General features: G+C 68.2%; 10 protein-coding genes. 5 read left to right on the top strand and 5 right to left on the bottom strand.

All coding sequences use genetic code 11. The features are described from left to right. Positions 1 to 33: 33 nt before the first annotated feature. The 5 genes from QMB55_RS10560 to QMB55_RS10580 all read right to left on the bottom strand — a co-directional run bounded on the left by QMB55_RS10560 (position 34) and on the right by QMB55_RS10580 (position 7,781). Positions 34 to 4,224, bottom strand: coding sequence for an Hpt domain-containing protein (locus QMB55_RS10560; protein ID WP_497588667.1), 4,191 nt, complete (start codon positions 4,222 to 4,224; stop codon positions 34 to 36). 36 nt (positions 4,225 to 4,260) lie between these two features. Next, positions 4,261 to 6,429, bottom strand: a complete 2,169-nt coding sequence (locus QMB55_RS10565) for a methyl-accepting chemotaxis protein (protein WP_497588668.1) — start codon at positions 6,427 to 6,429, stop codon at positions 4,261 to 4,263. A 64-nt stretch (positions 6,430 to 6,493) separates the two neighbouring features. Then, the gene (locus QMB55_RS10570) at positions 6,494 to 7,003 is read right to left on the bottom strand and encodes a chemotaxis protein CheW (protein WP_497588669.1); all 510 of its coding nucleotides are present in this window, start codon (positions 7,001 to 7,003) and stop codon (positions 6,494 to 6,496) included. 16 nt (positions 7,004 to 7,019) lie between these two features. Beyond that, complete coding sequence (locus QMB55_RS10575; protein WP_497588670.1) at positions 7,020 to 7,382, bottom strand: response regulator transcription factor; 363 nt, start codon at positions 7,380 to 7,382, stop codon at positions 7,020 to 7,022. Positions 7,383 to 7,421: 39 nt separating this feature from the next. Beyond that, the gene (locus QMB55_RS10580) at positions 7,422 to 7,781 is read right to left on the bottom strand and encodes a response regulator (RefSeq protein WP_497588794.1); all 360 of its coding nucleotides are present in this window, start codon (positions 7,779 to 7,781) and stop codon (positions 7,422 to 7,424) included. Between the two features lie 306 nt (positions 7,782 to 8,087). On the opposite strand from QMB55_RS10580, the gene thiD reads away from it, so the two are divergent. From thiD to QMB55_RS10605, 5 genes are all read left to right on the top strand, one after another. Then, entirely contained in the window at positions 8,088 to 8,945 is an 858-nt protein-coding gene (gene thiD, locus QMB55_RS10585; RefSeq protein ID WP_497588671.1) for a bifunctional hydroxymethylpyrimidine kinase/phosphomethylpyrimidine kinase, read from the top strand. Further along, positions 8,942 to 9,586 (top strand): thiamine phosphate synthase, encoded by a 645-nt coding sequence (thiE, locus tag QMB55_RS10590; protein ID WP_497588672.1) that lies wholly within the window; start codon positions 8,942 to 8,944, stop codon positions 9,584 to 9,586. Before thiD ends, thiE begins: the two co-directional genes overlap by 4 nt. Continuing rightward, positions 9,583 to 10,881, top strand: coding sequence for a glutamate-1-semialdehyde 2,1-aminomutase (gene hemL / locus QMB55_RS10595; protein ID WP_497588673.1), 1,299 nt, complete (start codon positions 9,583 to 9,585; stop codon positions 10,879 to 10,881). The genes thiE and hemL overlap by 4 nt, the downstream gene beginning before the upstream one ends. Before the next feature lie 280 nt (positions 10,882 to 11,161). Next, a complete protein-coding gene (locus tag QMB55_RS10600) occupies positions 11,162 to 12,388 on the top strand; it encodes an efflux RND transporter periplasmic adaptor subunit (protein WP_497588674.1) in 1,227 nt (408 codons plus the stop codon). Continuing rightward, positions 12,385 to 15,444 (top strand): efflux RND transporter permease subunit, encoded by a 3,060-nt coding sequence (locus tag QMB55_RS10605; RefSeq protein WP_497588675.1) that lies wholly within the window; start codon positions 12,385 to 12,387, stop codon positions 15,442 to 15,444. Before QMB55_RS10600 ends, QMB55_RS10605 begins: the two co-directional genes overlap by 4 nt. The last annotated feature ends 144 nt before the right edge of the window (positions 15,445 to 15,588 follow it).

Below are 15,588 nucleotides of genomic sequence, written 5' to 3' on the forward strand. Positions count from 1 at the left end.
CTCAAGGAGCCTTAGTTTAAGGCTTCGGAGTGTCTACTTGGGGCGGGGCGATTCAGTGTGCTTGTCTTCGCTCTGGGCCGTGCGCGACTGCATTTGCGTCTCGGCTTGGATTTCGATCTCGCGCAGCTGGCGGCGCAGACGGATGACGTTTTCCGTCAGGTCGAGCAGCGATTCCTTGAGTCCGCGCATTTCGCCTTCGATCCGCGCGCGGGCGATCGACAGTTCGCCGGCATCGTTGACCAGGCGATCGATCAGGTCGGCGCGCACGCGCAGGCTGGCGCGCTGGACCGCGGCGTCGCTTTCGCCCTCGACTTCGGCGAGGCGCGAGCGGTCGTGGCGGCGTTCGGCCGGCGCGGCGACGGTTGCGGCAGGGCTCGGTTCGGCGGCGGCCACGGGCGCTGCCGGGACGTTTTCGACAGGCGCCGGTGCGACTGCCTGCGGCGGCGGTTCGACGGGGGCGGTTTCCCCGCGTTGCAGGCGTTCAACGGCTTGCAGCACGGTGTCGAAGGCGGCGTCGATTTCGTCGATCGCGGCCGGCGCGACGTTCTCCTGCCGGCTCAGTTCGTCGACCCGGCTTTCGATGGCGTGCGTCATCTCACCCAGACGCATGGCCCCGGCCATGCGGGCACTGCCCTTGAGGGTGTGCAGCAGGCGGGCCAGGGTGCGGACCGGTTCCGCGTTGTCCGGAGCGGCGTGCCAGGCCCGCAGCTGAGCGGAGATGGATTGGTTGAGGTCGACCGCTTCCTCGAGGAAGATCGGCAGCAGTTGTTCGTCGATGTCGTCGGCCAGCAGCGGCAGGCCGGCTTGCAGCGCTGCCGTGGCCGGCGTCACGGCCTCGGCGTCCGGCGTCGGCGCAAGGACGGGGGCGGGTTCGAGGGCCTCATCGGCGGGATGTTCCGGGCTGAGGGCGGCGGGGGGCAGGGCGCTTGGGGCCGGCACCGGCACCGTGGTTACCGGGTAGAGGTCGTCCAGCGTTGCGATCAGCAACTGCGGCTCGCTCGGCGTGTAGTGCTGGGCAATGGCCGAAAGCATCAGCTCGACCTCGCCGACCGCCTGGCGGATGACGCCGAGCGCTTCGAGGCTGCCGGGGTGCGCCGAATGGTCGCGGCGCAGAAGGGCGTGCTCGAGGGCATGGCCGAGGTGGTTCACCGGGGTGATGCCGACCGTGGCCGAGATGCCGGCCAGGGTGTGTGCCGCGCGGTACATTTCGTGCGGGGTCGGCGCGTTTTCGTCGCGTTCGAGAACGGCCAGTTCGCGCTGCAGCGTGGACAGATGCACGCCGGCTTCTTCGGAGAAGATGTCGAAGAGCACCGGGGAGAGGCTGATGCGTTGTTGCGAGGCGTCGCGGGTGTCGTCGGCGGGCCATTCGGGCGCGGCCGCAGCCGGTTCCGGTTCGTCTGCCGGCGAGTCCTGCGGCGGGGCGTTTTCGCGCTCCAGTTCCAGCGCGAAATCGAGTTCGGCGTCCGCTGCGGCTTCGGGCAGCTCGATGAGTTCGATGCTTTCGATCCCCTCGTCCGCCGTGGCCGTGAACCCCGGCGTTGCGGTCGGATCGGCGTCGGGCGGTATTGCCGGGCGCGCGGTGTGGAAGTCGAGGGTGATGATCTCGGCGCTCGGGCGCTCGTCGGCATCGGCCGGCGGCTGCGTCGGGGGCTCTGGCTCGGATGCGGTTTCCGGCGTGGATTCCGCTGCGGCTTCGGTTTCGACTTTGGCTTCGGCTTCGACGGACAGCGCCTCGCTCGGGATCGGCTCCGGCGGCGTGGCTTGCGCCCGTTCGCCGGGCAGCGGGGCGTCGCCGGCTTCGCTGCCGTTGCGTAGTGCTTCGGCGCAGGCGATTACGGCGCTGGGGTCCGGGGCCGGATGGCCGGGCGATTCGAGCGCGGCAACCCACTCGGAGAAGAGGGCGTAGGCTTGGTCGAGCAGGGCGAAGAGCGGGGTTTCGACGGGCAGTTCCTGGCGCAGCCAGAGGTTGAGGGTCTGCTCGATGGCCCACGCGGTTTCGCCGACTTCCTTGAGCCCGACCATGCGGCCGCTGCCCTTGAGGGTGTGGAAGGAGCGGCGGACGCTGGTCAGCAGCTCGACGTTGTGCGGTTGCGCCTTGAGGCCGCCGAGGCTGTCGTCGATGGTGGCCAGGACTTCCCTGGCTTCTTCGAGGAAGATGGCGAGCAGTTCGGCGTCAATCTCCTCGGTGCTGGCCTGGGCCAGTTGCAGCGTCGCGGCCGAGGGCGGCGGCGCGATGGCGGCCTGAGGCTTGAGCGTGGCCATGACCTGATCGATCTGCGGCGAGGATTCGCCGGCGTCGAGCGCGTCGAGCATCGCGCCGGTCTGTTCGCCGAGCTTGGTGTCGGCGACAAGGTCGGCGTCTTTCTTGAGCGTCGACAGGTTCTGGCGCACTTCTTCGCGCAGGCCCTGATCGTGCGGTTGTTCGATCAGCGCTTCGAGCAGGGCGGCGGTGGTTTGTTTTTGCTTTTCGACCTCGGCTTCGACCGTGGCCTTGGGTTCTTCGGCTTCGGCACTGGTCGTTTCGTCGGCTGCAGGGGCGCTGACGCGGCGCACGAAGGCGTCGTAGTCGTCGGTGCTTTCGCCGCCGTGCTGCAGGGCGTCGACGAAGAAACCGAGAAGCGAGAGCTGGCTGGCGACGGCTTCGAAATCCGCTTCCTGCGGCGCGTAGGCCGGGTCGGCGAAGCGCTGTACGGCTTCGCTGCAGTGGCGCAGGGCAGCCACCGCGCCGTCCTGGCGCATGATGGTCAGCGCGCCACTGATCTGGCGTAACGGCGTGTCGAGTGCGGCGAGGTCGGCGCGTTTATCGGGGTCGCGGAAGAAGGCGTCGAGCACCTGCTCGATCTGGGCCAGGTTGGACTGGATTTCCTTGGCCACCTGGCTGATCAGCAGTTTTTCCTGCGCTTGGCGCGACATCTCATCGAGCAGCGGAATTTCCGAGCCCGGTTGCGGCGGTTGCCCGGCCAGGCAGCCGTGGATGCGGGCCACGGTGACGTCGACCTGATGGGCGAAATCGCTGCCCAGGCGCTGGAAATTCGCCTGTGCGTTCTGGGCGAGCAGGATGGCGGTGGCGATTTCCATCGCCAGGGTGTCGCTGTGTCGGGTGGCATCCTCGGCCAGCCACTGGGCGGCGGCGGAAATGGCCTGGGTCAGGCGGCGGAAGTCGGTGTGCCCGAGTTCGTCAACCGCCGCGGCGAGGGTGGCGGCGTTGTCGCGGAATTGCGGCAGCGCCTGTTGGGTGCCGGCGCAGTACTTGTTCCAGGCTTCCTCGGTCACCGCGATCAGTTCGCGCAGGCGCCGGCGTACCGTTTCGGCGGGTGGCGGCGGCGCGGTCTCGCTGCTCGGGATCAGGCTTTCGAGGCGATAGCTGTGCTGCACCTGGCGCACGTCGTCGCTGTTGCTCGGCGCCGTGGCGACGAAATAGAGCGCGTCGCGCATCAGGCGCTCGGCGACGTTCTTCGAGCCTTCGATCAGACGTCGAATCTGCAGGTCGATGCGCGCGCACAGTTGCTTGACGTTGGTGTCGGCCGGCAGGCTGCCGTCAATGAGCGCGGTCAGCAGGCCGCGCGCGACCCACCAGAAGGCGCGCGTCGAAGAGGCTTCCTGGGTGGTTTCGATCTGGCGCACGGCGGCGAGCATTTCGCGGATGCCGCCGCGCTCTTCGGGCTGGCGCAGCCAGGCCAGAAAGCCGCGCTGGAAGCGGGCCCGGGCTTGGCGGACGAGGCGCAGGAATTCGCTGTGCGGCAGGTCGGCCGCCCCGGCGGTGCGGCGCGGCGGACGTGCCGAGAGGTCGGGGAAAAACAGGTCGCTGGCCGCCACGCGGTTGAGGCCGCGCGCGGTCTGCACGTCGCGGTAGACCGAGAGCAGGCGCAACGGCTGGTTCGGTTCACCGTTGAGCAGTTCGTCGAGGTAGTGGCCGATCGCCGACAGCGCCCGACGGGCCAGGGTCAGCGTTGCTTCGTCAGGGGCTTGCTCGCCCTGTTCGATGCGCTCGAGCAGGGCTTCTGCGGCTTCAGCCAGCTGGGTGACGCCGTCGAGGCCGACGATGGTCAGGGCGCCCTGGACCTGGTGCAGGTGGGTGCGACAAAACTTGAGCTGTGTCGGATCGCCTCCGCCCGGAAGGCCGCCGGAAAATTCCTGCAGCGCTTGGTCGGCCCGCTTGAGGGCGAGGTCGATCTCGCTCTTGACCCAACTGAGCGGGCCGACGTCGAATTCGGTCGCTTTCATCTGATACGGTTTCTCCGGTCCCGGGCGGCGCGAGGCTTAGCCGACCTTGAAGCCGGCGACCGAACCCTTGAGTTCGGTGGCCAGACCGGCCAGTTCGCCGACCGCTTGAGCGGTCTTTTGCGTACCGGCGGTGGTTTGTTCGGTAATGCGCAGGATGTCTTGCATCTTTCCGGCAACCCCGGTGGCCGACTCGGCCTGTTCGCGGGTGGCGTTGGAGATGTCTTCGATCAGTTCGGCCAGGTTGCGCGAAACGTCACCGATCTCGGCCAGTGCTTGACCAGCGGCGTCGGAGAGCTTGGTTCCGGCGACCACCCCACGCGTCGATTCTTCCATGGCCGAGATCGCGCCCTGGGTGTCGGTCTGAATGGTCTTCACGATCGCCGCGATCTGCTTGGTGGCTTCGCCGGAGCGTTCGGCGAGGCGCTGCACTTCCTCGGCAACGACCGAGAAGCCGCGTCCTGCCTCGCCTGCCGAGGCGGCCTGAATGGCGGCGTTGAGGGCCAGCACGTTGGTCTGTTCGGTAATGTCGGAAATCAGTTCGACGATTTCGCCGATCTCCTGCGACGATTCGCCGAGGCGCTTGATTCGCTTCGAGGTCTCCTGGATCTGGTCACGAATTTCGTTCATGCCCTTGATCGAGTCCTGCACCGCCTGGGTGCCCTTGCCCGCGGCGTTGAGCGACTGGCGTGCGACCTGGGCCGACTGGACGGCTTCGTCGGAAACGCGGGTCATCGAACCGGCCATCGAGAGGACCGAGTGGCCGGCGTCCTGAATTTCGACCGACTGGCGACGGGCCGCATCAAGCAGTTCGCTCGAGGTGCGCTGGGCGATTTCGGTGGCCTGCGTCACGCGACCGGCGGCGTCGTTGATGCGGCCGACCAGCACGCGCAGTTCTTCGATGGTGTAGTTGATCGAGTCGGCGATGGCGCCGGTGATGTCTTCCGACACGGTCGCGGTGACCGTCAGGTCGCCGTCGGCGAGGTCGCCGAGTTCGTTCATCAGCCGCAGAATGGCGTCCTGGTTCTGGCGGTTGGCCTGTTCGCTGGTGCGCCGGCTCTGCTCGGCAGATTCGGCTTGCTGGCGGGAGTCGTCGAGGTAGATCTTGACCATCAGGCCGGCGATGACCACGGCCAGGGCAATCAGCACCGCGATGGCGACGACGTGCACCGCGTGCTCGGTGGTCTTGCCTTCGTAGGCATTGGCCAGCGTGTTGGTGGCGTCGAGCAGCGCTTCGCTGTCGCGGAAGATGCGCGAGCCGGCCTGTTTGGCGACGGTCAGCTTCTGGATGCCGCCGAGGATCTGTCCGATTTCGCCGCGGAAGGCCTTGAACACTTCATCGAGTTCGGCCAGTTTGCGCCGCGTTTCGACGTCGCTCGTCGCTGCGATGCGCATCGTCTCGTTGCCCTTGATGTGGGCGTTGAGCAGTTCGCCGAAGGTGTGCGTGTCCTTGCTGAGCAGGAAGACGCTTTCCGGGCTGATTTCGTCGCCGACCTGCAGGGCGCTGACGTTCTTGGCCAGACGCTGGGTGAGCATCACCAGCTGGCTGGCCGAGGCGATCTCGCGTGCCGAGGCGTTGGTCTGCAGCTTGAGGGCGATGACTTGTTCGGTGAGGTCGAGCAGCAGGGCGTTCTGTTCGTTGATCTTGCGCGCGCTGTCGCCGAGGTCGACCAGCGTCTTTTCCATTTCGAGCAGCTGCTGGGTGTTCTTGTCGGTCTTTTCCCAGGTCTGGATCAGTGCCTGCAGTTGCGGCTGCACGCTGTCCGGCGAAGGCGGCACCATGGCGTCGTGGAGGACGCCGCCCTTGCTCAGCTTGGTGAGGTCGCCCGCGAATTCGGCGTGCGAGGCGCGCAGCTGCTTGAACGCCGCCGCTTCGCCCTGGATCGCCAGGCTCGAGGCCTTGGCCAGACGCTGCGAGAGCATGCGCAGTTCGCCGGCGGAAGCGACGTAGCTGGTGTTGTACGTGGACTCGCGCTGGTCGTTGTACACGATGCCGGCGATGAGCAGGGCCAGGACGACCAAGATGCCGCCGAGGATCTGCAGCTGCTTGGCGATGCTGTATTGGCTGAGGAAGCCCATCGTGCCGCCGCCGGACGCCGGCGCGGGTGCCGGTTGTCCGGCATCCATGACGGTGGGGGCGGAAACGGTCTGGTCGGAAGCGGGCTTGCTCCCCGACAGGAAGCTCGGCAGTTTCAGGTTGAACGCCATCGTGTTCTCCGGTTGCTCGGTCGCAATGATGCGTATTTCGACGCGGTGTGCCCTGGCCGGCGCGTCAGACGCCGATGTCCATGAAGCGCTCGTCGGCCAGCAGGGCCTGGACGTCGAGCAGTGTCCATTGTTGTCCGTCGTGGTCGGCGAACGACTCGCCCGCCCACGGCGGCGCGTCGGCGTCGCCGGGGCGGCGGGTGAAATTGTCGAGGTTGCGCAGCCCCAGCGTGCGGGTGACCAGCAGCGCGGCGTTGTTGCCGTGACGGGTGCCGATCAGGAGCAGCCGGGCGGTGCTGTTCTGCGGCGTCGGTTCGCGGCCCTGGAAGGCCGAGAAATCGCTGACCGAGAACAGGTTGCCGCGGATGTTGGCGATGCCGACGAACCACGGCCGGGTGAGCGGCACGGTGGTGAGCGTCGGCAGCGGGATGATTTCGCCCGAATCGGCCAGGCGGACGAGCCAGTGCCGGTTGCCGGCCTGAAACCCGAGCAGGCCGGCCGTGCTGCGCTCGTCGGCTTCGGCCAGCCGTGAGGCGAGTCGGGCCTGGAACTCGTGGAGGCTGCCCTTTCTTGGCATGATCGAGCGTGTCGTGTCAGAGTGCGGCGATCTTGGCCAGCAGCTCTTCGGGGTTGATCGGCTTGACCATGTAGTCCTGGGCGCCCTGGCGCAGCCCCCAGATCTTGTCGGTATCCTGGCCCTTGGACGTGCAGACGATGACCGGGATGTGCTTGGTCGCGTCGTCGCGGGTCAGGGTGCGGGTGGCCTGGTAGCCGTTGAGCCCGGGCATGACGACGTCCATCAGGACGAGGTCCGGCTGCTCGCTCTTGGCTTTCTCGATCCCTTCCTCGCCGCTTTCCGCGGTGAGGACCTGGTAGCCCTTGCGGGTCAGCAGTTCGACGAGCACGTGGCGCTCGGTGGGAGAGTCGTCGACGACGAGAATTTTGTTGATCGGCATGGTGATAACTCCTTGTGTGCCTCTGTGAATCGTTGCCGGTCAGTGCCGAGGCGTCGCGAAATCCGCGACGGCCTGCAACAGGCTGTCCTTGGTAAAGGGTTTGGTCAGGTACTGGTCCGATCCGACCATCCGTCCGCGGGCCCGGTCGAACAGCCCGTCCTTGGACGAGAGCATGATCACCGGAGTGGTGCGGAAACGCTGGTTCTTCTTGATCAGGGCGCAGGTTTGGTAGCCGTCAAGGCGGGGCATCATGATGTCGCAGAAAATGACATCCGGCTGGTGGTCGGCGATTTTCGCCAGCGCGTCGAAGCCGTCTTCGGCAAGGATCACCTGGCATCCGGCCTGTACGAGGAATATCTCGGCGCTTCGACGAATGGTGTTGCTGTCGTCGATGATCATCACCTTGATGCCGTTGAGTTGTGCTGCGTCAGCCAATTCACGCCTCCAGCGCCCTGTCCCGGGCTTCGTCCCCTGGCCCTGAACCGGACCAAGTCGGTTGGACCTCTCGAGAGCGCACTATACATCAATGACTTGCCTGCAACCAGAGCCATTCCGTTGAAATGATGACGGGGTCTTGATTCCTTTGGGATTCCCGGTCGAGGGCCGGATTTCGGTTAAAATCGGTCTTCCCGCGCAGGCCGGGCGATTCCCGAACGTTCCGTTTTCTCTGCGTCTCCATTCCTCTGTATTTCCCGTCCGAGCCTTATGACGCCTCCCGTCGCCCTGCCGCCTCCCGTCGTCCTGATTTTCGCCGCCACCGATCCGACCGGCGGCGCGGGGCTCCAGGCCGGCCTGCTCAGCGCTTCGGCGATCGGTTGCCATGCCCTGTCGGTGATCACCGCAGTGGCCGTGCGCGATACTCTCGGCATGGCCGAGGTTCTGCCCATCGATGCCGGCTGGGTCGAGGAGCAGGCGCGGACGCTGCTGGAGGACATGCCCGTGGACGCCTTCGTGGTCGGCCTGCCGGGCAGTGCCGAGAACGTCGCGGCGATCGCCGCGGTGCTGGCCGACTATCCCGACGTGCCGGTGGTCCTCGACCCGGAACTGACCTATGGTCGCCACGACGGCTTCGATGACGATGAAATGCTCGCCGCGTTGCGCGAACTGCTCTTGCCGCAGACCACGGTGCTGAGCGTGGACGCCTACGAAGCCGGCCGGCTGGCCGATGTCGGCGACGAACCGGCGATGACGCCCGAGGACAGCGTCGGCCGCCTGATCGAACTCGGCTGCGAATACGTCCTCCTGGCCGGGACGCACACGCCTGCGGTGCAGGTGCTCAACGACCTCTACGGTGCTGCCGGACGCATTCAGCGCCAAGCCTGGGCGCGCCTGCCGGGGCCGTATTACGGCGCGGGCAGCACCCTGGCGGCGGCCGTCGGCGCGTGCCTCGCGCATGGCCTCGCGGTGCCCGATGCGGTGCGTGAAGCGCAGGAATTTACCTGGCGCGCACTGGCCGCCGGGTTTCGTCCCGGCATGGGGCGGCTCATTCCTGACCGCTTTTTCTGGGCGCGCCGCGGCGCCCGCGAGGAAAACGACACTTCCGCACCGGAGACCGAAGCATGACCGAAGCCCAGGCCAGCCCCGCCATTCTGCGCGGGCTCTACGCGATCACCCCCGACGGCGCGCCGGCCGAGACCCTGCTGGCGCAGGTCGAGGCCGCGCTGCACGGCGGCGCGCGCCTAGTGCAGTACCGCGACAAGACCGCCGATGCCACCCGGCGCGCCGCACTGGCGCGCGCCCTGGTCGCGCTGTGCCGGCGCCACGACGCCGGCTGCATTATTAATGACGACCTCGCGCTGGCGCTGGCGGTCGATGCCGACGGCGTGCATCTGGGCGGCACCGATGGCGATCTGGCCGCCGCGCGTGCCGCACTCGGGCCCGGGCGTGTGCTCGGCGCCTCGTGCTACGCCGACTTCGCGCTCGCCCGCGCGGCGAAGGCTGCCGGGGCCGACTACGTCGCCTTCGGCGCGGTGTGCGCTTCGCCGACCAAGCCGCAGGCGGTGCGCGCGCCCTGGGACCTGCTGACCCGCGCGCGGGACGAATTGGCCGTCCCGGTCTGCGCCATCGGTGGCATCACCCTTGCCGACGCGCCGGGCCTCGTCGCTGCGGGCGCCGACCTGCTGGCGGTGATCACCGACCTCTTCAACGCGCCGGACCTCGCCGCCCGCGCCGCCGCCTATCAGACCTGTTTTGCCGGAGAATGAACATGACAAACGTGATGATGCGCAACGATGAACTCTTCGCCCGCGCCCAGCGCCACATTCCGGGCGGCGTCAATTCGCCGGTGCGCGCCTTTCGTTCGGTCGGCGGCACGCCACGTTTCTTCGTGCGTGGCGCCGGGCCGCGGGTGACCGACGCCGACGGACGCGACTACCTCGACTACGTCGGCTCCTGGGGGCCGCTGATCCTCGGCCACGCCCATCCCGAGGTGGTGCGCGCGGTGCAGGACGCCGCCGCCGAGGGGCTCTCCTTCGGCGCCCCGACCGAGCGTGAAGTCGAGATGGCCGACCTCCTGTGCGAACTCGTGCCGTCGATGGACATGGTGCGCCTCGTCAGCTCGGGCACCGAGGCGACGATGAGCGCCATCCGCCTGGCGCGCGGCTTCACCGGCCGTGACGTGCTGATCAAGTTCGAAGGCTGCTATCACGGACACAGCGACAGCCTGCTGGTGAAGGCCGGCTCGGGCTTGCTGACCTTCGGCAATCCGAGCTCGGGCGGCGTTCCGGCGGACCTCGCGCAACACACGCTGGTGCTGGCCTACAACGACGTTGCCGGCCTCGAACAAGCCTTTGCCGAGCACGGGCCGAAGATCGCCGCGGCGATCGTCGAGCCGGTCGCCGGCAACATGAACCTGATCGCGCCGACGCCGGCCTTCCTCGGCGCCCTGCGCAAGTTGTGTACCCAGCACGGCAGCGTGCTGATCTTCGACGAAGTGATGACCGGCTTCCGCGTCGCCCTGGGCGGCGCGCAGGCGCTCTACAGCATCGTCCCCGACCTGACCACGCTCGGCAAGGTGATCGGCGGCGGGCTGCCGGTCGCGGCCTTCGGCGGCAAGCGCGAGATCATGCAATGCATCGCCCCGCTCGGGCCGGTGTATCAGGCCGGTACGCTCTCCGGCAACCCGGTGGCCGTGGCCGCCGGCCTCGCCACCTTGCGCCTCCTGCGCGCGCCGGGCCTCTACGACGCCCTGGCGGCGAAGACGCAGGCCTTGTGCGACGGCCTCGTGGCGGCGGCGCAGCGGCACGGCGTGCCCTTCTCGGCGCAGGCCGTCGGCGGCATGTTCGGGCTTTATTTCAGCGCCGCGTGCCCGCAGTCCTTCGCCGAAGTCATGCAGGCTGACGCCGCCGCGTTCAACCGTTTCTTCCATGCCATGCTCGATGCCGGGCATTACCTCGCGCCCTCGGCCTTCGAAGCCGGCTTCGTCTCGGTTGCGCACGCCGAGGCCGACATCGCGGCAACGGTGGCGGCCGGCGAGTCGATCTTCCGCGCCTGGGGCTGACCCGCGGCGGGTGGTGGTGGCCGTGGCGCCCCGTCGGCGGGCGGTCCGCGCTTAAGGAAAGCGCAAGGAAGATCAAAAACGCTTTGGATGCGCGGTGCTAGAATCGCAGCCTCCTGTCATGCCCATGCGCCGGAACCCGGTGGCGCCAGGGCTATGTGCGCCGTGCTGACCCCTCGGTTGCGGGCCGAGAACCATGGCCTCCGTCGCGAGGTCAACGGGGCGTGACTTTTCGAGCGTGTATGCCGGCGCCTTCGCGCGGCACCAACTGCAGCGCCATGCCATGAAGATCGATCTGTCCTGCCTGTCCTCGTTGCGCCCCTTGCGGCGCACAATCCTCCTCGGCGCGCTGCTGGCCGTGCCGGTGCTTGTCTTCATGCTGACCCGTTCGGGCGCTGCGCCCGAGGCGGCCAAGAGCGTGCCGGCGAGCACCCAGGCGAGCCGGCCGACGCTGAGCGTGCTGAGCGTGCGCCCGAGCCCGGAAGCGTGGCCGGAGACCTTGTCCGCAGCGGGCAACATCGCCGCCTGGCAGGAGGCGACGATCGGCGCCGAGATCAGCAACTACCGCATTGTTGAAGTTCGCGCCGAGGTTGGTGATACGGTGCGCAAGGGGCAGGTGCTGGCGCGCATCGACCCGAGCACGACAGCGAGCGAGGTGGCCGAGGCCCGTGCCACGGTGGCCGAACTCGAGGCCACGCTGGCCGAAGCCAAGGCCAACAGCGAGCGCGCCCGGCAGTTGCGCGAAAAAGGTTTCTACAGCGCCCAGCAGAGCACCCAGTCGCTGACCGCCGAGCAGACCGCTGCGGCGCGCCTCAACGCCGCCCGGGCGCGCCTGCAGGCGGCTGAGCTGCGCCTGGCGCGCACCCAGATCGTTGCGCCTGACGACGGCGTCATCTCGGCGCGGGCGGCGACCGTGGGCTCGTTGAGCCAGCCGGGGCAGGAACTGTTCCGTTTGATCCGCGGCGGCCGCCTGGAGTGGCGCGCCGAGGTGACGGCGAGCGAGCTCGCCCGCCTGCAGGCGGGGCAGCCGGTGCGCCTGGTTGCGCCGGGCGGCGAGACCGTCGCCGGGCGGGTGCGGACCCTGGCGCCGACCGTCGACGGGCAGACGCGCAACGCCCTGGTCTATGCCGATGTCGAGACCACGGCCGGCAAGACGCTGGGGCCGGGCATGTTCGTGCGCGGCGAGTTCGAGCTCGGGCGGCGCGAGGCGCTGACCCTGCCGCAGGCGGCGGTGGTGCTGCGCGAGGGCTTCACCTACGTCTTCCGCCTCGAAGGCGAGGGCAGCGAGACGGCAACGAATACGGTCGCGGCCACGGCCAAAGTGGCGCTGACCAAGGTCGGCACCGGGCGGCGCCTCGGCGAACGCATCGAAGTCGCCGGGCTGGCGCCCGACGCGCGGGTGGTGGCGAGCGGCGCGGGCTTCCTTGCCGACGGCGACACCGTGCGCCTGGTCGCGCCGGAGACGGCTGCCGTGACACCGGCCGCATCGGCCACGAAAGCTGCGCCATGAACGTTTCCGCCTGGTCGATCCGGAACCCGATTCCGGCGGTCCTGCTGTTCATCCTGCTTACCCTGCTCGGCCTCTACGCGTTCTCCAACATGAAGGTCCAGCAGTTCATGGACCTCGACCTGCCGACGGTGACGGTTTCGGCCAGCCTGCCCGGCGCCGCCCCGGCCCAGATGGAGACCGAGGTGGCACGCAAGATCGAGAATTCGGTCGCCACCTTGCAGGGCATCAAGCACATCTACACCAAGGTGCAGGACGGCAGCGCCATCGTCACCGTCGAGTTCCGTCTCGAGAAGCCGACGCAGGAGGCGGTCGACGACGTGCGCGACGCCGTCTCGCGCATCCGCTCCGACCTGCCGGCCGACCTGAAAGACCCGGTGGTTTCCAAGGTGAACCTCTCCGGCTCGCCGATCCTGACCTACACCGTCGCCTCCTCGCGCATGGACGACGAGGCCTTGTCGTGGTTCGTCGACAACACGGTGAGCAAGGCGCTGCTGGCGGTGCGCGGCGTCGGCGCGGTGAGCCGCGTCGGCGGCGTCAGCCGCGAAGTGCGCGTCGAGCTCGACCCGGCGCGCCTGCTGGCGCTGCGCGTGAGCGCCGCCGAAGTCTCGCGCCAGGTGCGCCAGATTCAGCAGGAGGCGGCGGGCGGGCGCTCGGACATCGGCGGCATCGAGCAGTCGGTGCGCACCATCGGCACGGTGCAGAGTGCGGCCGAACTGGCGGCGATGGAAATCCCGCTCGCCGACGGCCGGCGCGTGCGCCTCGGGCAGCTGGCGACGGTCAGCGACACCGTTGCCGAGCAGCGCTCGGCGGCCTTGCTCAATGGTCAGCCGGTGGTCGGCTTCGAGATCGTGCGCTCGCGCGGCGCGGGCGAGGTCGAAGTGGCCGGCGGCGTGCGCGCGGCGCTGGAGAAACTCAAAGCCGCGAACCCGGACATCACGGTGACCGAAGCCTTCAACTTTGTCGATCCGGTGATCGAGAACTTCAACGGCTCGATGGCGCTGCTGATCGAAGGCGCGGTGCTGGCGGTGCTGGTCGTCTGGCTCTTCCTGCGCGACTGGCGGGCGACCTTCGTCTCGGCCACCGCGTTGCCGTTGTCGGTGATCCCGACCTTCGCGGCGATGTACTTCATGGGCTTCACGCTCAACGTGGTGACCCTGCTCTCGCTTTCGCTGGTGGTCGGCATCCTTGTCGACGACGCCATCGTCGAGGTCGAGAACATCATGCGCCACCTGCGCATGGGCAAGTCGCCCTTCGAGGCGGCAATCGAGGCCGCCGACGAGATCGGCCTCGCGGTGATCGCCACCACCTTCACCCTGATCGCCGTCTTCCTGCCCACCGCCTTCATGAGCGGCGTTCCGGGCAAGTTCTTCGTCCAGTTCGGGTGGACGGCGGCGATCGCCGTCTTCTTCTCGCTCGTCGTCGCGCGCATGCTGACGCCGATGATGGCGGCCTACATCATGAAACCGGTGGTCGACGAAAAGCCGCCGCGCTGGCTGGCGCTCTACCTCGGCTGGGCGCAGGCCTGCCTGCGCCATCGCGTGCGCACGACGCTCGCCGCCGCGGCCTTCTTCTTCGGCTCCTTCCTGCTGGTGCCCTTCCTGCCCACCGGCTTCATCCCGCCCGACGACCTGTCGCAGACCCAGGTCTATCTCTCCTTGCCGCCGGGCAGCACCTTCAAGGAGTCGCTTGCTGCGGCCGAACACGCGCGCCGGCTGGTCGAGCAGAACCCGCACGTGCGCCTCGTCTACACCACGGTCGGCGGCGGCAGCGCGGGCAGCGACCCGTTTGCGCCGCGCGGCGCGTCCGAAGTGCGCAAGGCGACGCTGACCATCAACCTCACCCCGCGCGGCGAACGCGGTGGGCTCAGCAAGCAGGCGCTCGAGACCGACTTGCGTCGCCGCCTCGAAATCCTGCCCGGCGTGCAGGTCAAGGTCGGCCTCGGTGGTTCGAGCGAAAAATACATCCTCGTCCTCGCCAGCGAAGACGGGCCGCGCCTCGCCGAGCACGCGCGCGTCGTCGAGCGCGAACTGCGCACCCTGCCGGGGATCGGCAACATCGTCAGCACCGCCAGCCTGGTGCGCCCTGAACTTGTGGTGCGGCCCGACTTCGCGCGCGCGGCCGACCTCGGCGTGACCTCGGCGGCGATCGCTGAAACGCTGCGCGTGGCCACCGCCGGCGACTACGATCAGGGCCTCGCCAAGCTCAACCTCGCGCAGCGCCAGATTCCCATCGTCGTCCGCCTGCCCGACGTCGCGCGCCAGGACTTCGCGCTGCTCGAACGGCTCACCGTGCCCGGCGCGCACGGACCGGTGATGCTCGGGCAAGTGGCCAGCCTCACGCTCTCCGGCGGCCCGGCCGAGATCGACCGCTACGACCGGCTGCGCAACATCAACTTCGAGATCGAGCTCAACGGCCAGCCGCTCGGCGAAGTCGAGAAGCAGGCGTTGGCGTTGCCCAGTCTGAAAAACCTGCCGCCGGGCGTGCTCCAGACCACGGTCGGTGACGCCGAGGCGATGGCCGAGCTCTTCTCCAGCTTCGGCCTGGCGATGCTCACCGGCGTGCTCTGCATCTACATCGTGCTGGTGCTGCTGTTCAAGGATTTCGTCCAGCCGGCGACCATCCTTGCCGCGCTCGTCCTCTCGGTGCCGGGCGCGCTGTTCGCGCTGTTCGTGACCCAGACTGCGCTGTCGATGCCGTCGATGATCGGTCTGATCATGCTCATGGGCATCGCCACCAAGAACTCGATCCTGCTCGTCGACTACGTCATCCTCGCGCGCCGGGACCACGGCCTCGACCGCTTGGGCGCCTTGCTCGACGCCTGCCGCAAGCGCGCACGCCCGATCGTCATGACCACCGTGGCGATGGGCGCCGGGATGCTGCCGATCGCGCTCGGCATCGGCACCGACCCGAGCTTTCGCGCGCCGATGGCCATCGTCGTCATCGGCGGCCTGATCACCTCGACCTTCCTCAGCCTCTTGGTGATCCCGGTGCTGTTCACCTACGTCGACGACCTCATCGTCCGCCTGCGCCGGCTCCGCGGCGTGCCATCGGCCTGAAAGCGCCTCTGGATGCGCCTTTCAGCCGAGCTGGGAGGCGCACTGAGGGGCTTGTGTCGTGCTCAAAAAAGAGGCGCCGACAAAATTCCCTTTTCCTTCAGGATGCCGCAGGCGTTTTCCAGCGCTTATCCACACGCTTGCCCA

This window comes from Propionivibrio sp. (genome assembly GCF_041441355.1).
In the GTDB taxonomy this organism is placed as follows: Bacteria; Pseudomonadota; Gammaproteobacteria; order Burkholderiales; family Rhodocyclaceae; genus Propionivibrio.

Bases quoted from the DNA above. Each gene is read 5' to 3' on its own strand.
- QMB55_RS10560 (WP_497588667.1), bottom strand. From the start codon at position 4,224: ATGAAAGCGACCGAATTCGACGTCGGCCCGCTCAGTTGGGTCAAGAGC.
- QMB55_RS10565 (WP_497588668.1), bottom strand. From the start codon at position 6,429: ATGGCGTTCAACCTGAAACTGCCGAGCTTCCTGTCGGGGAGCAAGCCC.
- QMB55_RS10570 (WP_497588669.1), bottom strand. From the start codon at position 7,003: ATGCCAAGAAAGGGCAGCCTCCACGAGTTCCAGGCCCGACTCGCCTCA.
- QMB55_RS10575 (WP_497588670.1), bottom strand. From the start codon at position 7,382: ATGCCGATCAACAAAATTCTCGTCGTCGACGACTCTCCCACCGAGCGC.
- QMB55_RS10580 (WP_497588794.1), bottom strand. From the start codon at position 7,781: ATGATCATCGACGACAGCAACACCATTCGTCGAAGCGCCGAGATATTC.
- thiD (WP_497588671.1), top strand. From the start codon at position 8,088: ATGACGCCTCCCGTCGCCCTGCCGCCTCCCGTCGTCCTGATTTTCGCC.
- thiE (WP_497588672.1), top strand. From the start codon at position 8,942: ATGACCGAAGCCCAGGCCAGCCCCGCCATTCTGCGCGGGCTCTACGCG.
- hemL (WP_497588673.1), top strand. From the start codon at position 9,583: ATGAACATGACAAACGTGATGATGCGCAACGATGAACTCTTCGCCCGC.
- QMB55_RS10600 (WP_497588674.1), top strand. From the start codon at position 11,162: ATGAAGATCGATCTGTCCTGCCTGTCCTCGTTGCGCCCCTTGCGGCGC.
- QMB55_RS10605 (WP_497588675.1), top strand. From the start codon at position 12,385: ATGAACGTTTCCGCCTGGTCGATCCGGAACCCGATTCCGGCGGTCCTG.